Raw genomic sequence first — 21,085 nt, 5'->3', positions numbered from 1 at the left:
GCCGCTTTCGCGAGCAAGCCCGCTCCCACAGTGGGTGGCGTTGGGCTGGATATTCGGCTCGACACTAACCCCTGTGGCGAGGGAGCTTGCTCCCGCTGGCCTGCGTAGCAGGCCCCTGCATTTTTCCAGGCAAACTGCATTGTCCGGTTTTGCGGCTGCTGCGCAGCCGAGCGGGAGCAAGCTCCCTCGCCACGGGGGTGTCTGGGCGGGCGTCATCGCGAGCGAGCTCGCACACAGGGGATCTGGGGTGTTGCAGATGTTGTATTCATCACCGTCCGCTGTGGGAGCGAGCTTGCTCGCGATAGCTATCTAGCGGAAATGACGGTGTTCCTGAAAAAACTGGGTTGGTAGGAGCTGGTAGGAGCTGTCGAGTGAAACGAGGCTGCGATCTTTTGATTTTGATCTTTCGCTTATGACTCAATTGTCTGGGGCAAGATCGCAGCCTCGTTTCACTCGACAGCTCCTACACAGCTCCTACAGGTGGGGCGAGTCCCGCGCTACAAAGGTTGCGCCGTTATTTACGCTTGAGCATCTCCGGCAACTGCGCCACCAGCTTTTGATTATTCAGTGGCGCGCGAATAAACCCACGCTGGGTGCCGTCCGGGCCAATCACCGCGAGGTTGCCGCTGTGGTCGACGGTGTAGTTGGGTTTGCTGGTGTCCGCTGGGATGAACGGGATGCTCACCGCATTCGCCAGTTTCTGCAGGTCTTCCACTGAGGCGGCGGTCAGCCCGATGAACTGCGGATCGAAGTAACCCAGGTACTGCTTGAGCTGCTTGGGCGTGTCGCGGTTCGGGTCGACGCTGACCAGTACGATCTGCAACTTATCCACAGCCTCGGGCGGCAGTTCGCTTTTGATCTGGCGCAGTTGGGCGAGGGTGGTCGGGCAGATGTCCGGGCAGAAGGTGTAGCCGAAGAACAGCAGGCTCCATTTGCCTTTCAACCCGTCCATCGCCACGGGCTGGCCGTCCTGGTCGGTCATTTTCACGTCCGGCAGGGTGCGGCTCTGGGGCAGCAGGATGATGCCGGCGTCGATCAGCGCGGTTGGGTCGCCCTGGCCTTTGCCGGACAGCACCTTGTTGATGGTCAGGCCGAGGATCACTGCGATCACGGCCGCGAGGATGAAGACGGTTTTCTGGGTTCGAGTCATAGGCTCAACAGTAAGTAATGATCTACAAGCAGGGCGATGAACAGCAGGAACAAGTACCAGATAGAGTACTTGAAGGTGTTGATCGCCGCGTGCGGCCGACTGCCACGGTACAACACCACGGCCCATTGCAGGAACCTGGCACCCAGTACCAGGGCACAAATCAGGTACAGCATCCCGCTCATCTGGATCACGAATGGCATCAGGCTCACCGCCAGCAGCACCAGGGTGTACAGCAGGATGTGGATCTTGGTGTAGTGCTCGCCGTGGGTCACCGGCAGCATCGGGATGTCGGCCTTGGCGTATTCCTCCTTGCGGTGAATCGCCAGGGCCCAGAAATGCGGCGGGGTCCAGGCGAAGATGATCAGCACCAGCAGCAGCGGTTCGGCGCTGACATGACCGGTGGCCGCGACCCAGCCCAGCAGCGGTGGTGCCGCGCCAGCCAGGCCGCCGATGACGATGTTCTGCGGCGTCGCCCGTTTCAGGAAACCGGTATACACCACCGCATAGCCGAGCAACGAGGCCAGGGTCAGCCAGGCCGTCAGCGGGTTGGTGAACGCCAGCAGCATGGCCTGGCCGGCCACGGCCAGGGCCAGGGCGAAGGTCAGGGCGGCGGCCGGCGAGACTCGGCCCTCGGCCAATGGCCGTTTGTGGGTGCGGGCCATCACCGCGTCGATGCGCCGGTCCACCACATGGTTGACCGCCGCCGCGCCGCCGGCACACAGGGCGATGCCCAGGTTGCCGAACACCAGCACCGTCCACGGTACGCCGGCACGGGTGGCGAGGAACATGCCGACCAGCGAGGTGATCAGCATCAGCACCACCACTTTGGGCTTGGTCAGCTCCAGGTAATCGCGCCAGATCGCTTGGCTGTGGCGTTCACCGGTCAAGGTTGCCATGGCATCTCTCCTTTTATTGTTATGGGGCTGGCGCGGTGTTTAGGCGGGTTGAACCGCCAGCGCAGCGGGACTTGATGCTTGACCCGGACCAGACTGGTCCGGGCGTGATAGTTGACCAGCACCAGGGTCAGCAACAGTGCCGCGCCCCCGGCGTTATGGGCGACGGCCACCGGCAACGGCAGATGGAACAGCACGTTGCTGATGCCCAGGGTGATCTGCGCCGCCAGTGCGGCCAGCACCAGGCCGGCCAACCGGGTCATGCCGACGCTCTTCAATTGCCAGGCCAGGCCCAGCAGCACCACGGTCACCAGCAAGGCGCCGATGCGGTGGGTCAGGTGGATGGCGGTGCGGGCGTCGCTGTCGAGTTGCCCGCCCAGGTAGTTGGGGCCGATGTGCTGGGTCAGGTGGAAGCCGTTGGCAAAGTCGGCCGGTGGCAGCCATTGGCCGTGGCAGGTGGGGAAATCGATGCAGGCCACCGCCGCGTAATTGGAGCTGACCCAACCGCCGAGGGCGATCTGGCCGATCACCAGCAGCAGCCCGGCCGTGGCCCAATGTTGCAGGCGCTTGGGCACGGTCAGCGCCGGCAACACCCCGGACAAGCGCAAAGTGAGCAGGAACAGCAGGCTCAACGTCGCGAAGCCGCCGAGCAAATGCCCGGTCACCACTTGCGGCCACAGCTTGAGGGTGACGGTCCACATGCCGAACGCCGCCTGGGCGAACACCACGGCCAGCAGGAACAGCGGCAGTTTCAACGGCAGGCCGGGGTGGCGGCGGTTCATCCAGGCCCGGGCGGCCAGCACGGTAATCATCAGCCCCAGGGCCCCGGCAAAGTAGCGATGGACCATCTCGTTCCAGCCTTTGTGGGCCTCCACCGGGGTGTCGGGGAAATGCAGCTCGGCATGGGCCAGTTGGGCTTCGCTCTTGGGCACGCTGATGAACCCGTAGCAACCGGGCCAGTCCGGGCAGCCGAGGCCGGCGTGGGTCAGCCGGGTGTAGGCGCCCAGCAAGACGACGATCAGTGCCAGCAACGTGGCAAACAGCGCGAGGCGAAATCCAGGTTTGGCCATGTCGATGCCCTCATCCGATGTTCGACAGTTTCAGCAGGTGGCGCAGGTCGTTGAGCAGGTCCTTGCCCTTGACCCGGGCGTCGTAGCGCAGCACCAGGTTGCTGTGGGGATCGATGATCCACAGCTGGGCGCCGCCGGAGCCTTGGGCGCCTTTCTGATAGGCCGGCAGGTCCAGTGGATAACGTTGCAGTTGTGGGTATTCACGCTGCAGTTGGGCGTCGTACTCGGCATCGAGCGGTTGTGCGATCGCCAGGGCATGACTGGCGCGGCCGGCTTCACGGCCGAGGCCGATCTGCACCTGCCGGGCCAGGTACACCAGTTGCCGGCAATCCACTGAGCATTCCTGCGGCGCCGTGACGAGGATCTGCCAGCGCTGTTCATCGGCCTGTACGCCAATCTCGGCGCGGGTCTGGCCGGTGCCGATCAGTTCGCCGTGGTAGCTGCGGCTGTCGGGCACCCAGAACTGGAATTTGTACATGCCGGTGGCGAGGATCATCGGGCCGATCACGCCGAGCACGATCAGCAGCAATTGCACGCGGCCCTTGCGCCGGTTGGGCGCCACGGGGGCCTCAGACGTGTTGGTTGGATTCATGGTGCTTCCCATGGTGTCTCCCTGCGTTGTGCCATCCGAGATAAAGGAACAGGCCGAACAGTGCCGCCGCCATGGCGAACCACTGCACGGCATAGCCGAGGTGTTTTTCCGGGCCCATGGCGACCACCGGCCAATCGGTCCGGTAGGCGCCGGGGCCGCTTTGTTGGCGCAATTGATAGGCGAAGCCGTTGCGGCCGAGATCAGCCCAGAGCTTGTCCGGCTCAATGGTGGTGACCAGTCGCGGCCAGGGCGCGCCGGCCGGGTCGGCGTGGAGCTGGAAGGTGGCGCCGGGTGCGACGTAGACCCAGGCCTGGAGGCTCACCGGTTGCTCCGGCGTGTTGAAGGCCGGCGGGGTGCGCCGGTCCGGCCAGGGCAACCAACCGCGATTGACCAGCAGCCACAGCCCGGTGCGGTGGTCGAGGAACGGTTGCAGCAACTCGACGCCGACCTTGCCGTCGTGTTGGCGGTTATCCAGCAGGATGCTGTGCTCGGCGTCGAACTGGCCCTGCAGCGTGACCGGGCGAAAGGCCGGGTCGGCGGTGTGCGTAAGCTCAGTGCTGTCCATCGGCGGTGCCACGCGGCGCTCGGCGTAAGTGTCCATGAGCACGCGCTTCTGTTCGCCACGGCTCAATTGCCAGAACCCCAGGCACACCATCACCGGCACCAGCACGGCCACCACCAATGACGGCACGAGGCCTGGCCGGAAACCTTTCATGGCGCCGTCCGAAAGCCATCGAACGGGATAGCTATACTCACGTGCATCGCGTCCCCCCGGAGTGTCCCTAATGCTCAAAGCAGCCATCGTCCTGATGCTGATTGCCACGATTGCCAGCCTGTTCAGCGGCCTGTTTTTTCTGGTCAAGGACGACAGCAGTTCCAATCGCCTGGTCATCGCCCTGGCGATCCGAGTCAGCCTGGCCGCCGCCACCGTCGGCTTGATTGCCTGGGGTTTCTTCAGCGGCCAGTTGGTGTCGCATGCTCCTTGGTAAAGAGCCGCCCTGATAACGGTTGCGTCAGAGGATGTAGACGAAGACGAACAAGCCGATCCACACCACATCGACGAAGTGCCAGTACCAGCTCGCCGCCTCGAAGCCGAACTGATGCTCGTTGTCGAAGTGCCCACGCATGATGCGCATCAGCATCACGAACAGGATGATCGTGCCCATGGTGACGTGGGCGCCGTGGAACCCGGTGAGCATGAAGAAGGTTGCCCCATAGATCCCCGAGCCCAGCGTCAGGCCCAGCTCTTTATAGGCGTGGATGTATTCCTCGGCCTGGAAGCCCAGGAAGGCGCAACCCAGCAGCACGGTGATCGCCAGCCAGATTTTCAGCGCGCCGCGATGGCCTTTTTTCAGGGCATGGTGGGCGATGGTCACGGTGACGCTGGAACTGACCAGCAGGATGGTGTTGAGCAGCGGCAAGCCCCAAGGGCTGATCACATCCTTGGGCGGTGGGAATAGCTTGGGATCGGGGTTGTTCAGCAACGGCCAGACGTATTCGAAGTTCGGCCAGAGCATCTCCGACAAGCCCTTGCTGCCTTCACCGCCCAACCCCGGCGCCGAGATCGTGCGCACGTAGAACAGGGCACCGAAGAAGGCGATGAAGAACATCACTTCGGAGAAGATGAACCAGCTCATGCCCCAGCGGAACGAGCGGTCGAGCTGGGCGCTGTACAGCCCGGCGCGGCTTTCCTTGATCACCGCGCCGAACCAGCCGAACAGCATGTAGGCCAGCAGAAGACCGCCGACGAAAAAGATCAGCGGGCCGTGGGAATCCGGGCGCGCCGCCTTCATGTCGTTGAACCAGGTTGCCAGGCCATACACCGTGACGAACATGCCGACCGTGGCGATGATCGGCCATTTGCTCTGGGCCGGAACGTAATAGTGTTCGTGAGTTGCCATTTATTGTTCTCCTTATCGGGCACGCTATCGGTCAGTGTTTAGAGCCACCGGTGGATGACGAGCGGTGATGTCGAACAGCGTGTAGGACAGCGTCAGGTGCTTCACTTCCTTGGGCATGTCCCGGTCGACGATGAAGCGCATGGGCATTTCGATGCGTTCGCCGGGTTGCAGCACTTGCTGGGTAAAACAAAAACATTCGGTCTTGTGGAAATACGCCGCCGCGTTGCTCGGCGAGATGCTCGGCACTGCCTGGGCGCTCATCGGCCGGTCGGTGGGGTTGTGGGCGACGAACACCATCTCGTTGACCGCCCCCGGCTTGACCACCAGCTCATCGCCCTTGGGGTAGAAGTCCCAGACCATGTCCACCGAATTGGTCGACAGGAACTGCACGCGCACCTGGCGGGATTCATCGACGACCTGCTCGCCTTCGTACTGCCCGCCGGTCTTGCCGTTGATGCCGAAGGCCTTGCACATCACGTCGTAGATCGGCACCAGGGCAAACCCGAAGATGAACATGGCCACCACCACCAGCAGCAGGCGGGTGACCAGTTTTTTCATCGAAATCGAATCAGCCATGATTTTGAACCCCTACAGATAACTCTGTGGGAGCGGGCTTGCTCGCGAAGCAGGCACTGCGGTCTAACAGAAACACCGCGTCATCGTTCTTCGCGAGCAAGCCCGCTCCCACACAGTCCCGATGGCTCATCTCATTTCACTTCCGGCGGCGTAGTGAAGGTGTGATACGGCGCCGGCGACGGCACGCTCCACTCCAACCCTTCGGCCCCATCCCACGGCTTGGCCGGTGCCGGCTCGCCGCCACGGATGGTCTTGATCACGATGAACAGGAAGAAGATCTGCGTGGTGCCGAACATGAATGCGCCGATGGACGAGACCATGTTGAAGTCGGCGAACTGCAGGTTGTAGTCGGGAATCCGCCGGGGCATGCCCGCCAGGCCGACGAAGTGCATCGGGAAGAACGCCAGGTTCATCCCCACGAACGACAGCCAGAAGTGCAGTTTGCCGAGGGTTTCGTCGTACATGTGGCCGGTCCACTTCGGCAGCCAGTAGTAGGCCGAGGCGAAGATCCCGAAGATCGCGCCGGGCACCAGCACGTAGTGGAAGTGCGCGACCACGAAGTAAGTGTCCTGGTACTGGAAGTCCGCCGGGGCGATGGCCAGCATCAGCCCGGAGAAACCGCCGATGGAAAACAGGATCACGAACGCCACGGCAAACAGCATCGGCGTCTCGAAGGTCAGCGAGCCTTGCCACATGGTGCTGGCCCAGTTGAACACCTTCACCCCGGTGGGCACGGCGATCAGCAGGGTGGCGTACATGAAGAACAGCTCGCCCACCAGCGGGATGCCGACCACGAACATGTGGTGCGCCCAGACGATGAACGACAGGAACGCAATGGCGGCCGTGGCGTAGACCATCGAGGTGTAGCCAAACAACGGCTTGCGCGAGAACGCCGGGATGATCGAGCTGACGGCACCGAATGCCGGCAGGATCATGATGTACACCTCGGGGTGGCCGAAGAACCAGAACACGTGCTGGAACAGCACCGGGTCACCGCCGCCGGCGGCACTGAAGAAGCTGGTGCCGAAGTGGATGTCCATCAGCATCATCGTCACGCAGCCGGCCAGCACCGGCATCACTGCGATCAGCAGGAACGCGGTGATCAGCCAGGTCCAGACGAACAGCGGCATTTTCATCAGGGTCATGCCGGGGGCGCGCAGGTTGAGGATGGTGGCAATCACGTTGATCGCGCCCATGATCGAGCTGATGCCCATCAGGTGGATGGCAAAGATGAAGAACGTCACGCTTTCCGGCGCATAGGTGGTGGACAGCGGCGCATAGAAGGTCCAACCGAAGTTCGGCCCGCCTCCAGGGGTGAACAGCGTCGAGACCAGCAGCAGGAACGCCGCCGGCAATAGCCAGAAGCTGAAGTTGTTCATGCGCGGCAGGGCCATGTCCGGCGCGCCGATCATCAGCGGGATCATCCAGTTGGCCAGGCCGACGAACGCCGGCATGACTGCGCCGAAGACCATCACCAGGCCATGCATGGTGGTCATCTGGTTGAAGAATTCCGGCTGCACGATCTGCAGGCCGGGCTGGAACAGCTCGGCGCGGATCACCATGGCGAACGAGCCGCCCAACAGGAACATGGAGAAGGCGAACCACAGGTACAGCGTGCCGATATCCTTGTGGTTGGTGGTCAGTACCCAGCGCATCAGGCCCTTGGCGGGGCCGTGGGCGTGGTCGGCATGACCGTGGTCATCGATCACAGCACTCATGTCCTGTCTCCTTCGAACGAGTGGGCTGGGCGGCCCGGGGCGGTGAGCCCGGAACGGTTGCGAGAACGATCGTCAGGCCGGCTCATTGGCTTTCTGCCTGTTTGAGCTCCAGCACTTCTTTAGGCGTCACCATGTCGCCCTTGTTGTTGCCCCAGGCGTTGCGTTCATAGGTCACGACCGCGGCGATATCGACTTCCGACAACTGTTTGCCGAACGCGGCCATGGAGGTGCCGGGTTTGCCGTGGAAGACAATGCCCAGGTGATCCTTGATCGGCCCGGTGGCGATTTTCGAGCCCTTGAGTGCCGGGAACATCGGTGGCAAGCCCTGGCCTTCGGCCTGGTGACAGGCCACGCACGTGGTGTGGTAGACCTTGTCGCCACGCTCGATGAGTTCTTCGCGCGTCCATTCCTTGCTGGTCAGCTCCTTGAGCTGCGCGGCTTCGGCCTTGCGTTCGCCCAGCCATTTTTCGTAGTCGGGCTTGCTCTTGACCTCCACCACGATCGGCATGAAGCCGTGGTCCTTGCCGCACAGCTCGGCGCATTGGCCGCGGTACAGGCCGGGCTTGTCGACACGGGTCCAGGCTTCGTTGACGAAACCTGGGATCGCATCGCGCTTGACCGCGAAGGCCGGCACCCACCAGGAATGGATCACGTCGGCGGAGGTCACCAAAAAGCGCACCTTGGCATCGACCGGCAGCACCAGCGGCTTGTCGACCTCCAGCAGGTAATGCTCGCCCTTGGCGCTCTGGTTATGAATCTGTTCGGCGGGGGTCGCCAGGTTGCTGAAGAACTCGACGTCCTGGCCCAGGTACTTGTAGTGCCACTTCCATTGATAGCCGGTGACCTGGATATCGATGTCCGACTCGCTGGAGTCGTACATCTTGATCAGGGTGGCGGTGGCAGGAATCGCCATCAGCACCAGGATCAGTAAGGGCACGATGGTCCAGAGGATTTCGACGCGGGTGTTTTCGTGGAAATGCGCGGCATTCTGGCCGGTTGAACGGCGGTGCATGATCATCGACCAGAACATGGCGCCGAAGACGATGATGCCGATGACCACACAGATCCAGAAGATGGTCATGTGCAGGTCGAACACTGCATTGCTGATCTGTGTCGCTCCAGGCGCCATATTCACAGTCCAGGCCGCTTGCGCCTGGCTGAAAATCGACCACAACAGGAGGCCCATCCATACGTGTGGATGTCGCGTCATTGCGGGTTCCCCTTATCGTTCTTGTTATCCCGTAGGCGTAAAGCCTGCGGCAAGGGATCGGCTATTCAGACTGCTTAATTGACTCGCCGCGCCTTGCTGCACATGCAATCGGGTGTCATCAGCTAACTCCATTCCAACCCGAGTATAGACAGCACCTGCAACCTCGCAACGCGATGGCGTAAATCGTTTGAAACAGCCGGGGCTTGCGCTAGAGCCCACGAATGGAGAAGGATGCGAACCTGAGTGATGGCAAACCGATATAACTGTGCTGTAGCAAGGAAGGGGCGGTTATGAAAATTAGGTCTTAGGAGTGTTTTTGCGCCAGCTAAGTTATGTCTTCCCTATTTCATTGCCTTTGTTTCCTGGAGTTTTCATGAACACCGCCGCATTGCGCGAGCAGATCCAAAAAGCCCAACAACATGAAGCCGAGACCGGCCAATTGACCCGCCAGCTGGAGGCCCAGTTACCGCATCTGCATGCCGCGATCCAATTGCCAGACATCGACGCGAAGGGCGTCATGACGCGTTTTGTCACCGCCTACATCGAACAAGTGCCGGACCTGCTGGACGCCGCCAACGAGGTGGCTCGCGAAGCCGGTATCGAATCGCAGATCAAGCCGGTGCTGAAAATCGCCGAACAGTTTTTTCTCCAGCCACCGAAGTTGATGGAAGGCCACGTTGGCCTGGACAGCCTGTTGGACGAAGCCTACCTGGCCCACCGGTTGGTGGAGGAGGTCAACGATCTGTATATCAAGCACTTCAGCCAGCCGCTGATTCCGCTGGACATGACGGTCGCCAACCTGATCGCTCACCATTTGATCGGCGAACCGTTCGCCAACCAGCTGGATGAAGCCGTGCACCATGCCGTGGACGAAATGCTCGACGAAGATAGCTTTGCGCTGGAGTCGGTGGAGTCTTACCGGGAGAAACTCGGCAGCCCGGACACGGGCGCAGCGTGGAAGCGCTGGCCGTGCCTGTCGCGCCAACTGGGCGTTGGGCTGGAGCTGGATCAGCCGGCGGCTTGATCCATCACGACAACATGAAGCTTTTGTGGGAGCGGGCTTGCTCGCGAAGGCGGAGTGTCAGGCAGCCTATTAGCTAACTGATTCACCGCCTTCGCGAGCAAGCCCGCTCCCACATTGGATCTGTGGTGTTCATAAAATAGGTGTCCAGCACCAGTCCCTTGTGGGAGCGAGCCTGCTCGCGATAGCGGTTGGACATTCAACATTTATGTCGCGAGCAAGCCCGCTCCCACATTGGATCTGTGGTGTTCATAAAATAGGTGTCCAGCACCAGTCCCTTGTGGGAGCGAGCCTGCTCGCGATAGCGGTTGGACATTCAACATTTATGTCGACTGATCCACCGCAATCGCGAGCAGGCTCGCTCCCACAGGGGCAGGGTTAACCGGTCGCTGCGCCAACCCCTACGGTGGTACGCAACCGCCCTTCCAACCGGCGTTTGAGTCCGCGGGATTCGATCAGCAGCTTCGAACCCTTGCTGGCATTCGCCCGGCCCCATTCTTCCAGCAGCTCCAGGCACGAGTGGTCGATGTAGCTCAGGTTATTGAGCGGCACATGCACGGTCGCGCCCGTCGGTATGGTGCCCAGCACCTGGGTCAACGCGGGCACCTTGAGGAAGGTGGCCGCGCCGACCAGGCGCAGTTCCATCTCGCCGTCCTGGGGCAGGTCGATCAGGCTGATTTTCAGCCGCGAGGCTTTCCAGGCCAGTTTCGCCAGGGTCAGGCCGAAGCCGATCAGCACGCCGGTCAGCAGGTCGGTGAAGATGATCGCCAGCGCCGTGGCGGCGTAGGTGAACATCGGCATCCGGCCATAGCGGCCCAGGCTGCGAAACGCCTTGAGGTCCACCAGTTTGAAGCCGGTGTACACCAACACCCCCGCCAGGCTCGCCACCGGAATGCTTTGCAGCACGCTGGACAGCAACAGCACGAAGAGCAACAACCACAGGCCGTGGAAAATCGTCGACATCCGCGTGGTGGCCCCGGCCTGGACGTTGGCCGAACTGCGCACGATCACCCCTGTCATCGGCAGGGCGCCGAGCAGGCCGCAGAGCATGTTGCCGATCCCTTGCGCCGACAGTTCGCGGTCGAAGTCCGCACGCTCACCGCTGTGCATGCGGTCCACGGCGGCTGCCGATAGCAGGGTTTCGGCGCTGGCGATGAAGGCGACCGCGAAAGCGGCGACCAGCAGCGTCGGGTCGGCCAGGTTCAGCAGGTCTGCCGGGCGCAGCCAATCAATGGCTTCGGCGAGGTTTTCCGGGACTTCCACCCGTTTGACCTGCAAGGCCAGCAGCAGGCTGGCGACGGTCGCCAGGCCAACGCCCAGCAAGGCGCCGGGAACGAAGCGCAGGCTGTGGGGGCGAAACTTTTCCCACAGCCACATCACCGCGATCGTCGACAAACCGAGCAGGCCAGCCTGCCAACCGAAGGACGGCAAGGCCTGGGCCACCGCCGCCGGGAATGCCGCCAGGTTATCCAGCCCCGACGGCTTGGGCGCCGCGTCGAGCATCACATGGACCTGGGACAACACGATCAGCACGCCGATACCCGCGAGCATTCCGTACACCACCGCAGGCGCGGTGACCCGGAACCAGCAACCCAGGCGAAAACGCCCGGCCAACAATTGCAGCAGACCGGCCAGCAGCAGGATCGGTCCGAGCATGGCCACGCCATGCTGGCGCACCAATTCGAAGACCAACACCGCCAACCCGGCGGCCGGGCCACTGACTTGCAGCTTGGAACCGGCCAGGAAACCCACCACCAGGCCACCGATGATGCCGGTGATCAGGCCTTTGGCCGGTGGCAGGCCGGACGCGATGGAAATGCCCATGCACAAGGGCAGCGCCACCAGGAACACAACCACCGAAGCCAATAGCTCCCGTGGCAGAACAGCTTTTAATTGAGCACGCATGGCGACTCTCCCGAAGTTTTCTTCAGGCATGGCGAGGCCCTACCGCGCAAATGGCGGCAAGGCTTGAACCACACAAGTTTAGGAGTGGTTAGAAGCGCGCTTTGGGCGTCGCCACCGGTATCGGATGGCTGCCATCGAGCGGCAGGAAACGTCCCTGGTCCGCGTCATAGGCTTTGATCTCGCTGGTCTCGATGTTGTACACCCAGCCATGGATGAACAACTGACCATTGGCCATGCGCGATGCGACCGAGGGATGCGTTCGCAAATGCTGCAACTGCGCGATCACGTTCTCTTCGGTGAGGATCGACATGGTCTGTTTTTCGTCGCCACACGGACAGTTGTCGTGGACCATGGTCTTGGCCACTTCGGCGTGGCGCAGCCAGGCTTTTACCGTGGGCATTTTTTCCAGGGTGTCGGGGTTGAGCACCGCACGCATGGCGCCACAATCGGAATGGCCGCAAACGATGATGTGCTGCACGCCGAGGGCCAGCACGGCGTATTCGATGGCGGTGGAGACGCCGCCGTTCATCTGCCCATAAGGTGGCACGACGTTGCCGACGTTACGGGTCACGAACAGGTCGCCGGGGGAGCTATGGGTGATCAACTCGGGCACGATGCGCGAATCGGCGCAGGTGATGAACATCGCCCGGGGCGTCTGGGCGGTGGCGAGTTTCTTGAAGAGTTCTTCCTGTTGCGGAAAGATCTCGTGATGGAAATGCAAAAAGCCGTCAACAATATGCTGCAGCGCTGCATCGGCGGTTTCCGCCTGGGGTTGGGCTGAAGCCGACGCAGCCAACGGCTGTTTATCCTTGTCACTCATGATTCATCCTCTTTTTGACGGTATGACGCCAGTGGCTGGTTAAAAACATCCAGGTCGACATGTCCGACCCATCAGTCACTCGCTGAACAAGGTAGCGGCCGAAACTTAACTCAAACTGAAATCGAAGGCTCTAGAACAATGATTACAGGGGTGGCAAAACACTGGCGCAGCTCATGCCCAGCGCTGTTCCAAGGTCAACTTTAATCAAATCAAAGACATCTGTCGGCCCGGCGGACAGAAGGCATCGCAATCAAGATGGTATCCGTCGCGACGCTCAAGCCCCAAGCGCTTGAGGGCCTTGGCGAAACGCTGGGCCAGCAGGTCGGCGAACGGGCCTTCGCCGCGCATCCGCGCACCGAAACGGCTGTCATACAGTTCGCCACCGCGGCTCTGGCGCACCAGGCTCAGCACGTGGGCGGCGCGTTGCGGGTAGTGCGCCTGCAACCACTCCTCGAACAGCGGCGCAACTTCCAGCGGCAGGCGCAGCATGACGTAGGCGGCATTCTGCGCGCCGGCGGCGTGGGCTTCGGCCAGCAGGCTCTCGATCTCGCTGTCATTGATCATCGGGATCATCGGTGCACACAGCACCCCCACGGCAATGCCCGCCTCGCGCATGACCTTGATCGCCCGCAACCGCGCCTTGGGCGCCGCCGCGCGGGGTTCGAGAATACGCTTGAGCTCATCGTCCAGGGTGGTGAGGCTGATCATCACGTGCACCAGGCGTTGTTGCGCCAGCTCGGTCAGCAGGTCCAGGTCGCGCAGGATCAGCGAACCCTTGGTGACGATGGTCACCGGATGCCGATAGCGCAGCAGCACCTCGAGAATCCGCCGGGTGATCCGTTGCTCGCGTTCGATAGGCTGATAGGGATCGGTGTTGGAACCCAGTGCGATCGGCGCGCATTGATAGCCGCGCCGGGACAATTGCGCTTCCAGCACATCGGCGGCATTGGTCTTGGCGATCAGTTTCGTTTCGAAATCCAGCCCCGGCGACAGGTCCCAATAGGCATGGCTGGGCCGCGCATAGCAGTAGATGCAGCCGTGTTCGCAGCCTCGGTACGGGTTGATCGAGCGGTCGAAGGGGATATCGGACGAGGTGTTGCGGGTAATGATGGTCTTGGCCATTTCGATGCGCACTTCGGTGCCCTGGGTCGGCGGGACTTCCTGGTACCAGCCGTCATCTTCGGCCACCGAGCGATTCGGGGCGAAGCGGTTATGCGGGTTGGTCGCGGTGCCGCGGCCGCGAGGCGGAAGAGAAGCTGACATGGGAGCACTCCGAAAGCTGTATGTGCATACAGTATTCGTTGCATTCGATTAAGGCCAGTGCCATTCGGCAGCCCGAATCCCCGATCATCGTTCACAACGCTTTGACATTCTCCTCACAGGCTTTTAACCGCAGCGAGCCGAAACTGTTGATTCCTTCGTTTTCGGTCGTCCGTGCATGCTCAAGCTCTGTTCCCGTTCACTGCTGTGCCTGGCCTTGCTCATCGGGCTGGCCGGGGCCTGCGCCCAAGCGGCCGACTCCACGCAGGTGAGGCCCGCTGAATGGGCGCAGCCGGTGGAAAAGGCCTACAACCTCTACCAGATGTCACCGACGCTCTACCGCAGCGCCCTGCCGGACGGCGCAGCGCAGCCCTTGCTGAGCAAGCTGAGGATCGGCACGGTCATCAACTTTCTGCCGGAGTCGGACAGTCGCTGGCTGTCCACCCCCGGCATCGAGCAGGTGCAGTTGCCCTATCGCACCAATCATGTCGATGACAGCGACATCCTCAGGGCTTTGCGCGCCGTTCAGGCGGCCGAAGCCAAGGGGCCGGTGCTGATGCACTGCAAGCACGGCTCGGACCGCACCGGGCTGGTCGCCGCCATGTACCGGGTGGTGGTGCAGGGTTGGAGCAAAGAGGATGCCTTGAACGAAATGACCGAAGGGGGCTTCGGTGACAGCCATCACTTCAAGGACGGCGTGCGCTACATGATGCAGGCCGATGTCGACAAACTCCGCGTGGCGCTGGCGAATGGCGATTGCAGCACCAGCGTCTTTGCCCTTTGCTCCCTGGAAAGTTGGGTCAATTCAACGACCCCGGCGCGTCACCTTGACCCTCAAGCGCTGGTTCCAGCGCGGTGATCGGTTGCGTGTAAAAAAGCATCGATGGACGTCGATAGAGGCCGTGAATCGCCCCACTCGAATATCGTTTCACGCAACACCCTGCCGGTTTCCCTATCGAATAAGCCGTTGCGCTTGAATCGTTCGAATACGGCCCTGGCCAGGCTCGTGGACCAAAGGTAGGTATAAATCCCGGCGGCGTAGCCTGTGACCATGTAATCCAGGCCATTGGGCCAGCGTTCGTGCATGAACACCGGTAAGTGGCCTACTTTTGCACGCACGTGCTCGAATACTTGCTGGGCGGTACGACCGTCACCGTGGCTGTGGTGCAGTTCCATGTCGAATAACGCATCGCGTATCTGCCCCGCAATGCCCCAACTGGTTTGGGTCTGTAGATAAACCATCAACTGATCGGCGACTTTGTCCGGCAACGGTGCTCCGGTTTGGTGGTGCTTCGATATCCGGATGAGGAATTCTTTGGAGGTGCACCACTGTTCGAACAACACGCCAGCGAATTCGGTCGCGTCCCGGCTGAGCGCGGTGATGCCCGAGACGTCGCGGTATTCAACCCGGCTTAACACATGGTGCAGACAGTGCCCTAATTCGTGGAAGAGCACTCGCAGTTGCTGATAATCCAGCAACAGGGGGCGGGTGCTGGAACCGCGCGGCAACCAGCCATGCAGCACCGCGATGGGATAACGCGGCCGGCCCTCGGCGGTGATGCGACGGTTTCGCAGGGTAGTGGTATTGGGAAAGCCATTCTGATCCGCATATTCGAAGGGATCGAAATAAAAGTAGCCGAGGGTTTCGCCCCCCTCCCGGACTTCGAAAAGACGCACCTGCCGATGCCAGCTCGTCACGTCCTGGCGCTCGATGAAGTCCACGCCAAACAGATCCGTGGCGATCAGCAGCAACTGGGCAAAAGTCGGTTCCAGTGCGAACCAGGCGCTGACGTCCTGCTCCGAGATACCGGCCGTTTGCCGACGAAGTTTTTCTGCCAGGTACTGCACATTCCAGGGCGTTAATTTGTTGACATGTTGCGTCTTGGCAAACGCCTCCAGTTGCTTTGCATCTTCGGCAAACACGGTTTCCTGTTGGTCAAGCTGCCCTTGCAAGAACGTCATGACGTCTTCTGGCGACTGCGCTTGCTCTGGCTCGACTGCCATCTGCGCGTAGCTTGAATAGCCCAGCAGTTTGGCGAGTGCATACCGATCCCTGAGCAATTGGCGCAGCACATCGCCGTTGTCGTAAACCCCGGCCTGGGGCCCTTGATCCGATGCGCGGGTGCTATAGGCAGCGTACATTTGCTTGCGCAAGACAGGATCGTCGGCGTAACGGGTGACGATGCGAAACGACTCGTCGTTGAGGGTCAGCAGCCAGCCTGTGCCGCCCTTTTCACGGGCTTGCTCGGCCATGAGCTGCTTGAAGGATGACGGCAGGCCACTCAATTGGGTTTCATCATGGAGTATTTTGCTCCACGCTTTGTTCGCTGCGTGCAAGTGCTCAAGGAACAAGGTCTGGGCGCCTTGGATACGTAGCTTCAGGTCATTGAGCTTCTCCGGTGACGGCGATCCCATTCCATTCTGGCGCAACCGCCGCAGGATTTTCGCCAGCGTTCGTTTTCGCACGGGGGAAAAATGCAGGCCGACCTGGCTGTTCGCCAAGCGTTGGTAAAGCTGAAACAGTTCGGGATGTTGCATCAGCGATCGCTGGAAATCTTGCAGCCGTTGTTGGCAATCGTCCGAAACCTGCTCCCAGGCATCGTCAGTCCTGGTCGATGCCATGAGTTCCAATACAAAGCCGAAGCTTCTCAGGCGTGCGTGGATTTCATCCATCGCCAACACCAGGTCATCCCACGTAGGGTACGGTGTCTGGGTCTTGATGATCTCGGCGACTTTGGCAAGGCTTTCGGCAATGATCTGGTCTAGCGCGGGAGAGAAGTGTTCGACGCGGATGTTTGAAAAAGGTGGCAGGACATAGGCCTGCAAGAGGGGATCATAAGGGCGGTACATGGAGGCTTCCTGTCAGTCTGGACGTGTCAGGCCAGTCTGATGAGGAATGCATGAGGCGCTGCGGTACATATGTAACGCTTCCGGGCCGGGCGGCCCGGAAGGTGATGCCAAAGATGTCAGTCGGTTTTTTTCTTCAGCTTCGGGTTGGGGAAAAACTGCACCGCCTGAACCTTGGCGTCCGGCGCCTTGAGCGCCGAGGTATTGACCCGGGTGCCCAATTCCTTGGGCACCGACAGGCCTTGCTCGTTGAGTGTGTCGGAATAACCGCAGGCCACACATTCCCGGTGCGGCACGCCGTCTTCGTTCCACATCATCAATTTGTCCGGCTCGCTGCAGGCCGGGCAGACCGCCCCGGCGATAAAGCGTCGCTTGGTAATCACAGGTCCCTCGCTCATGCTGCCGCGTCCTCGGTCAGGCCGCTGTGGCGCAAGAGTGCGTCAATCGACGGCTCACGGCCACGGAAGTCGACGAACAGCACCATCGGCTCCTGCGAGCCGCCACGGGCCAGGATCGCCTCACGGAAGGCACGTCCGGTGTCGGCGTTGAGCACGCCGTCCTCTTCGAACTTGGAGAAGGCGTCGGCCGACAACACTTCCGCCCATTTGTAGCTGTAGTAGCCCGCCGCATAACCGCCGGCGAAGATGTGGGCGAAGCTGTTGGGGAAGCGGTTGTAGGCCGGTGGACGCATGACCGACACTTCGTCGCGCACGCCTTCGAGCACTTGCAGCACGCTGCGGCCATCGCCGTGGGTGGCGTGCAGCTCGAAGTCGAACAGCGAGAACTCCAGTTGGCGGACCATCATCAGGCCGGACTGGAAGTTTTTCGCCGCGAGCATTTTCTCCAGCAGGTCCTGGGGCAGCGGCTCGCCGGTTTCGTAGTGGCCGGAAATCAGCGCCAGGCCTTCAGGCTCCCAGCACCAGTTTTCCATGAACTGGCTCGGCAGCTCCACGGCATCCCAGGCCACGCCGTTGATGCCGGACACGCCAGCGTGTTCGACGCGGGTCAGCAGGTGGTGCAGGCCATGGCCGAATTCGTGGAACAGGGTGGTGACTTCATCGTGGGTCAGCAGCGCCGGCTTGCCGCTGTCGGCCGGGGTGAAGTTGCACACCAGGTTGGCGACCGGGCTTTGCAGGACGCCTTCGAAGGTGCGACGACGGTCGCGGGCGCCATCCATCCAGGCACCGCCACGCTTGTTGGCGCGGGCGTAGAGGTCGAAGAAGAAGCGGCCGACGTGCTGGCCGTTCTCTTTGATTTCGAACAGGCGCACGTCCGGGTGCCAGCTGTCGAAGCCTTTCAGTTCGGCGATCTCGATGCCATAGAGGCGTTGCACGATGGCGAACAGGCCGCCCAGTACCTTGTCGATCGGGAAGTACGCACGCAGGGCTTCCTGGGCCACGCTGTAACGCTGCTGGCGCAGTTTTTCACCGTAGAAACCGCTGTCCCAGCTTTGCAGGTCGGGGCAGCCCTGTTCGGCGGCGAAGGCTTTGAGCTGTTCCAGGTCCAGGGCGGCGAACGGTTTGCTGCGCTTGGCCAGGTCCCGCAGGAAACTGAGGACCTGATCGCTGGATTCGGCCATCTTGGTCGCCAGGCTCAACTCGGCGAAGTTGGCGAAGCCGAGCAATTGGGCCAGTTCCTGACGCAGGTCGAGGATCTGTTCCATCACCGGGCCGTTGTCGTTCTGGCCGGCATTCGGGCCCTGGTCCGACGCACGCGTGCAGTAGGCGGCGTAGACTTCTTCACGCAGGGCGCGGTCTTCGGCGTAGGTCATCACCGCGTAATAGCTGGGGAATTCCAGGTTGATCAGCCAGCCGTCCAGCTCTTTGGCTTGGGCAGCGGCGGCCATTTGCGCCTTGGCCGAGTCGGTCAGGCCGGCAAGGGCGGCTTCGTCTGTGACGTGCTTGGTCCAGGCCTGGGTCGCGTCCAGCAGTTGATTGGAGAAGCGGCTGCCCAGCTCGGACAGTTTGCTCTGCACTTCGGCGTAACGCTTCTGCTGCTCGGGCGGCAGGTCGATGCCCGACAGGCGGAAGTCACGCAGGGAATGTTCCAGGATGGTTTTTTGCGCCACGTCGAAACCCGCGGCTTCAGGGCTGCTCGCCAGGGCTTCGAAGGCCTGGAACAGCTCGCGGTTCTGGCCCAGCTCGGTGGAGTAGGCACTCAGCGCCGGCAGGCAGGCCTCGTAGGCTTCGCGCAGTTCGGGGCTGTTGCGCACGGCGTTCAGATGACTGACCGGGCTCCAGGCGGCGCCCAGGCGATCATTGAGCTCGTCCATCGCCAACACCAGGCCGGCCCAGGTAGGCTGCTGGACTTGGTTCTTGAGGAGCTCGGCGATGGCAGCACGGTTGTCAGCCAGGATCTGCTCGATGGCCGGTTGCACGTGCTCGGCACGGATCGCCGAGAATGGCGGCAGGTCATAGGGCTGCAAAAGAGGGTTGTTCACGCTCACGGTCGACACCTTGGCTGGAAGAAACATGGGCCCATCTTAATTACAATCGACGTTCACCGCAGCTAGCAGCGCCTATCACCGGATAAGAGAGAGCCTATCGTGACCCTTCGCACGTACCAGAACCACAGCCCGCGGCTAGCCCGTGGCGCTTTTGTCGACAGCACCGCGGTGGTGATCGGCGACGTCGAAATCGGCGAAGACAGCTCCGTCTGGCCGTTGACGGTCATTCGCGGCGACATGCACCGCATCCGCATCGGTGCGCGTACCAGCGTCCAGGATGGTTGCGTGCTGCACATCACCCACGCCGGGCCGTTCAATCCCGAGGGTTTCCCGTTGCTGATCGGCGATGACGTGACCATCGCCCACAAGGTCATGCTCCATGGCTGCTCCGTGGGCAGCCGGATCCTGATCGGCATGGGCAGCATCGTCATGGACGGCGCGGTGGTCGAAGATGATGTGATCATCGGTGCCGGCAGCCTGGTACCGCCGGGCAAGCGCCTGGAAAGCGGCTTTTTATATGTGGGCAGCCCGGTGAAGCAGGCCCGGCCGCTGACGGACAAGGAGCGCGCGTTTTTCACCTACAGCGCGGCGAACTACGTGAAGCTCAAGGACCTGCATCTGGCTGAAGGCTACGACCAGGCCTGAATCGCCTACCTAAGATGTCGAATGAACCATTGTGGCGAGGGGATTTATCCCCGCTGGGCTGCGTAGCAGCCCCAAACCCTGCCACCGCAGTGTGCCAAGTTTGTTACATTCAGTTTTTTGGGGGCTGCTGCGCAGCCCAGCGGGGCGGTGCGACGTTTCGCTAAATCCCCTCGCCACAGTTTCATTCAAGCCTGTTGAGTGAACTTCATGATCACCCAGGAACTGCAATGCATTACCAGACTGTACTCTTCGACCTCGACGGCACCCTCACCGACCCTCGCGAGGGCATCACCCGTTCGATCCAGTTCGCCTTGAGCAAACTGGGCATCGACGAACCCGACCTGACCCGCCTCGAGCATTTCATCGGCCCACCGCTGCTGCAGGCCTTCATGCAGTTTTACGACTTCGATGAAGCGAAGGCCTGGGAGGCGGTGAAGTTCTATCGCGAACGCTTCAAGGTCACCGGCCTATACGAAAATCGCGTCTTCGATGGCGTGATGCCACTGCTGGAAACCTTGGGCGGCCAAGGGCGCCAGTTGTACATCGCCACCTCCAAACCCTGGATCTTCGCCCGGGAAATCGCCCGCCACTTCGACTTCGCCCGGCACTTCAAGGTGATCTACGGCAGCGAACTGGACGGCACCCGCACCAACAAAGTCGAGCTGATCGCCCACCTGCTGGCCGAAGAAGGCCTCGACCCGGCCAACACCCTGATGATCGGCGACCGCAAGCACGACCTGATCGGCGCCCACCGCAATGGCCTGGATGCGGCAGCGGTGGGGTATGGGTTTGGCAGCCATGAAGAACTCAGCGCCGAGGGCCCGGCGTATCATTTCCAAACATTGGATGAGTTGCACCAGGCGTTTTTGCGGGGTTAGTCATATTGCCATCGCGGGCAAGCCTTGCTCCCACAGGACCGCGCCTTGAATGCCATGGGGGCAAGGCTGCTCCCCAAAAAGCAGCATCTGGAGTACCTGTGGGAGCAGGCCCCCCAAAAGGTAGCATTTGGAATGCCTGTGGAAGCAGGTTTG

General features: G+C 61.5%; 20 protein-coding genes. 5 read left to right on the top strand and 15 right to left on the bottom strand.

All coding sequences use genetic code 11. From position 1 onward, the window contains the following. Nucleotides 1-514: 514 nt before the first annotated feature. Genes CFII68_RS24570 through CFII68_RS24590 form a run of 5 tightly spaced genes read right to left on the bottom strand, consistent with a single transcriptional unit; the run spans nt 515 to nt 4,420 of the window. Nucleotides 515-1,150, bottom strand: coding sequence for an SCO family protein (locus CFII68_RS24570; RefSeq protein ID WP_018600881.1), 636 nt, complete (start codon nt 1,148-1,150; stop codon nt 515-517). Next, a complete protein-coding gene (gene cyoE / locus CFII68_RS24575; protein WP_018600879.1) occupies nt 1,147-2,046 on the bottom strand; it encodes a heme o synthase in 900 nt (299 codons plus the stop codon). Before cyoE ends, CFII68_RS24570 begins: the two co-directional genes overlap by 4 nt. Continuing rightward, nucleotides 2,034-3,113, bottom strand: a complete 1,080-nt coding sequence (locus CFII68_RS24580; RefSeq protein ID WP_018600877.1) for a heme A synthase — start codon at nt 3,111-3,113, stop codon at nt 2,034-2,036. The genes cyoE and CFII68_RS24580 overlap by 13 nt, the downstream gene beginning before the upstream one ends. A 10-nt stretch (nt 3,114-3,123) precedes the next feature. Beyond that, nucleotides 3,124-3,717 (bottom strand): hypothetical protein, encoded by a 594-nt coding sequence (locus CFII68_RS24585; RefSeq protein WP_033062353.1) that lies wholly within the window; start codon nt 3,715-3,717, stop codon nt 3,124-3,126. Beyond that, nucleotides 3,683-4,420: an SURF1 family protein gene (locus CFII68_RS24590; RefSeq protein ID WP_018600873.1), complete on the bottom strand. Its 738-nt coding sequence runs from the start codon at nt 4,418-4,420 to the stop codon at nt 3,683-3,685. Before CFII68_RS24590 ends, CFII68_RS24585 begins: the two co-directional genes overlap by 35 nt. Before the next feature lie 70 nt (nt 4,421-4,490). On the opposite strand from CFII68_RS24590, the gene CFII68_RS24595 reads away from it, so the two are divergent. Beyond that, nucleotides 4,491-4,694 carry a twin transmembrane helix small protein gene (locus CFII68_RS24595; protein ID WP_014335867.1) on the top strand — a complete coding sequence of 68 codons (204 nt, stop codon included), beginning with the start codon at nt 4,491-4,493 and terminating at the stop codon, nt 4,692-4,694. A gap of 24 nt (nt 4,695-4,718) precedes the next feature. Here the strand turns inward: CFII68_RS24595 and CFII68_RS24600 are convergent, their stop codons facing one another. The 4 genes from CFII68_RS24600 to coxB form a co-directional block, all read right to left on the bottom strand. Further along, entirely contained in the window at nt 4,719-5,606 is an 888-nt protein-coding gene (locus CFII68_RS24600) for a cytochrome c oxidase subunit 3 (RefSeq protein ID WP_018600871.1), read from the bottom strand. 24 nt (nt 5,607-5,630) lie between these two features. Further along, the gene (locus CFII68_RS24605) at nt 5,631-6,182 is read right to left on the bottom strand and encodes a cytochrome c oxidase assembly protein (protein ID WP_014335869.1); all 552 of its coding nucleotides are present in this window, start codon (nt 6,180-6,182) and stop codon (nt 5,631-5,633) included. A gap of 131 nt (nt 6,183-6,313) precedes the next feature. Then, nucleotides 6,314-7,900 carry a cytochrome c oxidase subunit I gene (ctaD, locus tag CFII68_RS24610; RefSeq protein WP_014335870.1) on the bottom strand — a complete coding sequence of 529 codons (1,587 nt, stop codon included), beginning with the start codon at nt 7,898-7,900 and terminating at the stop codon, nt 6,314-6,316. 82 nt (nt 7,901-7,982) lie between these two features. Beyond that, nucleotides 7,983-9,110, bottom strand: coding sequence for a cytochrome c oxidase subunit II (coxB, locus tag CFII68_RS24615; RefSeq protein ID WP_018600866.1), 1,128 nt, complete (start codon nt 9,108-9,110; stop codon nt 7,983-7,985). Nucleotides 9,111-9,483: 373 nt separating this feature from the next. Between coxB and CFII68_RS24620 the strand changes: the two genes are divergently transcribed. Further along, nucleotides 9,484-10,134 carry a hypothetical protein gene (locus CFII68_RS24620; RefSeq protein ID WP_014335872.1) on the top strand — a complete coding sequence of 217 codons (651 nt, stop codon included), beginning with the start codon at nt 9,484-9,486 and terminating at the stop codon, nt 10,132-10,134. 375 nt (nt 10,135-10,509) lie between these two features. Here CFII68_RS24620 and CFII68_RS24625 read toward each other — a convergent pair whose 3' ends face one another. The 3 genes from CFII68_RS24625 to CFII68_RS24635 form a co-directional block, all read right to left on the bottom strand. Further along, complete coding sequence (locus CFII68_RS24625; RefSeq protein ID WP_033062347.1) at nt 10,510-12,036, bottom strand: SulP family inorganic anion transporter; 1,527 nt, start codon at nt 12,034-12,036, stop codon at nt 10,510-10,512. A gap of 88 nt (nt 12,037-12,124) precedes the next feature. Further along, nucleotides 12,125-12,856 carry a carbonic anhydrase gene (locus CFII68_RS24630; RefSeq protein WP_018600861.1) on the bottom strand — a complete coding sequence of 244 codons (732 nt, stop codon included), beginning with the start codon at nt 12,854-12,856 and terminating at the stop codon, nt 12,125-12,127. Nucleotides 12,857-13,060: 204 nt separating this feature from the next. Further along, complete coding sequence (locus tag CFII68_RS24635) at nt 13,061-14,119, bottom strand: PA0069 family radical SAM protein (protein ID WP_018600860.1); 1,059 nt, start codon at nt 14,117-14,119, stop codon at nt 13,061-13,063. 175 nt (nt 14,120-14,294) lie between these two features. On the opposite strand from CFII68_RS24635, the gene CFII68_RS24640 reads away from it, so the two are divergent. Continuing rightward, a complete protein-coding gene (locus CFII68_RS24640; protein ID WP_018600859.1) occupies nt 14,295-14,975 on the top strand; it encodes a dual specificity protein phosphatase family protein in 681 nt (226 codons plus the stop codon). On the opposite strand, the gene CFII68_RS24645 is transcribed toward CFII68_RS24640, so the two are convergent. The 3 genes from CFII68_RS24645 to prlC all read right to left on the bottom strand — a co-directional run bounded on the left by CFII68_RS24645 (nt 14,951) and on the right by prlC (nt 19,436). Continuing rightward, nucleotides 14,951-16,966: a M3 family metallopeptidase gene (locus CFII68_RS24645; protein ID WP_018600856.1), complete on the bottom strand. Its 2,016-nt coding sequence runs from the start codon at nt 16,964-16,966 to the stop codon at nt 14,951-14,953. The two genes, CFII68_RS24640 and CFII68_RS24645, sit on opposite strands and share 25 nt — an antisense overlap. Before the next feature lie 116 nt (nt 16,967-17,082). After that, on the bottom strand, nt 17,083-17,361 hold the full coding sequence (locus CFII68_RS24650; RefSeq protein ID WP_018600854.1) for a YheV family putative zinc ribbon protein: 279 nt from the start codon (nt 17,359-17,361) through the stop codon (nt 17,083-17,085). Continuing rightward, entirely contained in the window at nt 17,358-19,436 is a 2,079-nt protein-coding gene (gene prlC, locus CFII68_RS24655) for an oligopeptidase A (protein ID WP_177325029.1), read from the bottom strand. The genes CFII68_RS24650 and prlC overlap by 4 nt, the downstream gene beginning before the upstream one ends. Nucleotides 19,437-19,508: 72 nt before the next feature. Here prlC and CFII68_RS24660 point away from each other — a divergent pair, with 72 nt between their 5' ends. Beyond that, nucleotides 19,509-20,054 (top strand): gamma carbonic anhydrase family protein, encoded by a 546-nt coding sequence (locus CFII68_RS24660; RefSeq protein ID WP_018600849.1) that lies wholly within the window; start codon nt 19,509-19,511, stop codon nt 20,052-20,054. A gap of 227 nt (nt 20,055-20,281) precedes the next feature. Further along, entirely contained in the window at nt 20,282-20,932 is a 651-nt protein-coding gene (locus tag CFII68_RS24665) for an HAD family hydrolase (protein WP_018600847.1), read from the top strand. Nucleotides 20,933-21,085 lie beyond the last annotated feature (153 nt).

The organism is Pseudomonas sp. CFII68 (genome assembly GCF_000416195.1).
GTDB classification, from domain to species: domain Bacteria; phylum Pseudomonadota; class Gammaproteobacteria; order Pseudomonadales; family Pseudomonadaceae; genus Aquipseudomonas; species Aquipseudomonas kilonensis.
The sequence above is the reverse complement of the archived record's forward strand: the minus strand, read 5'-3'. Positions and strand labels throughout refer to the sequence as shown.

What these genes read in the sequence shown, in the direction of transcription:
- CFII68_RS24630 (WP_018600861.1), bottom strand. Translation starts at nt 12,856, where the DNA reads ATGAGTGACAAGGATAAACAGCCGTTGGCTGCGTCGGCTTCAGCCCAA.
- CFII68_RS24635 (WP_018600860.1), bottom strand. Translation starts at nt 14,119, where the DNA reads ATGTCAGCTTCTCTTCCGCCTCGCGGCCGCGGCACCGCGACCAACCCG.
- CFII68_RS24580 (WP_018600877.1), bottom strand. Translation starts at nt 3,113, where the DNA reads ATGGCCAAACCTGGATTTCGCCTCGCGCTGTTTGCCACGTTGCTGGCA.
- prlC (WP_177325029.1), bottom strand. Translation starts at nt 19,436, where the DNA reads ATGTTTCTTCCAGCCAAGGTGTCGACCGTGAGCGTGAACAACCCTCTT.
- CFII68_RS24600 (WP_018600871.1), bottom strand. Translation starts at nt 5,606, where the DNA reads ATGGCAACTCACGAACACTATTACGTTCCGGCCCAGAGCAAATGGCCG.
- CFII68_RS24570 (WP_018600881.1), bottom strand. Translation starts at nt 1,150, where the DNA reads ATGACTCGAACCCAGAAAACCGTCTTCATCCTCGCGGCCGTGATCGCA.
- CFII68_RS24605 (WP_014335869.1), bottom strand. Translation starts at nt 6,182, where the DNA reads ATGGCTGATTCGATTTCGATGAAAAAACTGGTCACCCGCCTGCTGCTG.
- coxB (WP_018600866.1), bottom strand. Translation starts at nt 9,110, where the DNA reads ATGACGCGACATCCACACGTATGGATGGGCCTCCTGTTGTGGTCGATT.
- CFII68_RS24595 (WP_014335867.1), top strand. Translation starts at nt 4,491, where the DNA reads ATGCTCAAAGCAGCCATCGTCCTGATGCTGATTGCCACGATTGCCAGC.
- CFII68_RS24650 (WP_018600854.1), bottom strand. Translation starts at nt 17,361, where the DNA reads ATGAGCGAGGGACCTGTGATTACCAAGCGACGCTTTATCGCCGGGGCG.
- ctaD (WP_014335870.1), bottom strand. Translation starts at nt 7,900, where the DNA reads ATGAGTGCTGTGATCGATGACCACGGTCATGCCGACCACGCCCACGGC.
- CFII68_RS24590 (WP_018600873.1), bottom strand. Translation starts at nt 4,420, where the DNA reads ATGAAAGGTTTCCGGCCAGGCCTCGTGCCGTCATTGGTGGTGGCCGTG.
- CFII68_RS24625 (WP_033062347.1), bottom strand. Translation starts at nt 12,036, where the DNA reads ATGCGTGCTCAATTAAAAGCTGTTCTGCCACGGGAGCTATTGGCTTCG.
- CFII68_RS24645 (WP_018600856.1), bottom strand. Translation starts at nt 16,966, where the DNA reads ATGTACCGCCCTTATGATCCCCTCTTGCAGGCCTATGTCCTGCCACCT.
- cyoE (WP_018600879.1), bottom strand. Translation starts at nt 2,046, where the DNA reads ATGGCAACCTTGACCGGTGAACGCCACAGCCAAGCGATCTGGCGCGAT.
- CFII68_RS24665 (WP_018600847.1), top strand. Translation starts at nt 20,282, where the DNA reads ATGCATTACCAGACTGTACTCTTCGACCTCGACGGCACCCTCACCGAC.
- CFII68_RS24620 (WP_014335872.1), top strand. Translation starts at nt 9,484, where the DNA reads ATGAACACCGCCGCATTGCGCGAGCAGATCCAAAAAGCCCAACAACAT.
- CFII68_RS24585 (WP_033062353.1), bottom strand. Translation starts at nt 3,717, where the DNA reads ATGGGAAGCACCATGAATCCAACCAACACGTCTGAGGCCCCCGTGGCG.
- CFII68_RS24640 (WP_018600859.1), top strand. Translation starts at nt 14,295, where the DNA reads ATGCTCAAGCTCTGTTCCCGTTCACTGCTGTGCCTGGCCTTGCTCATC.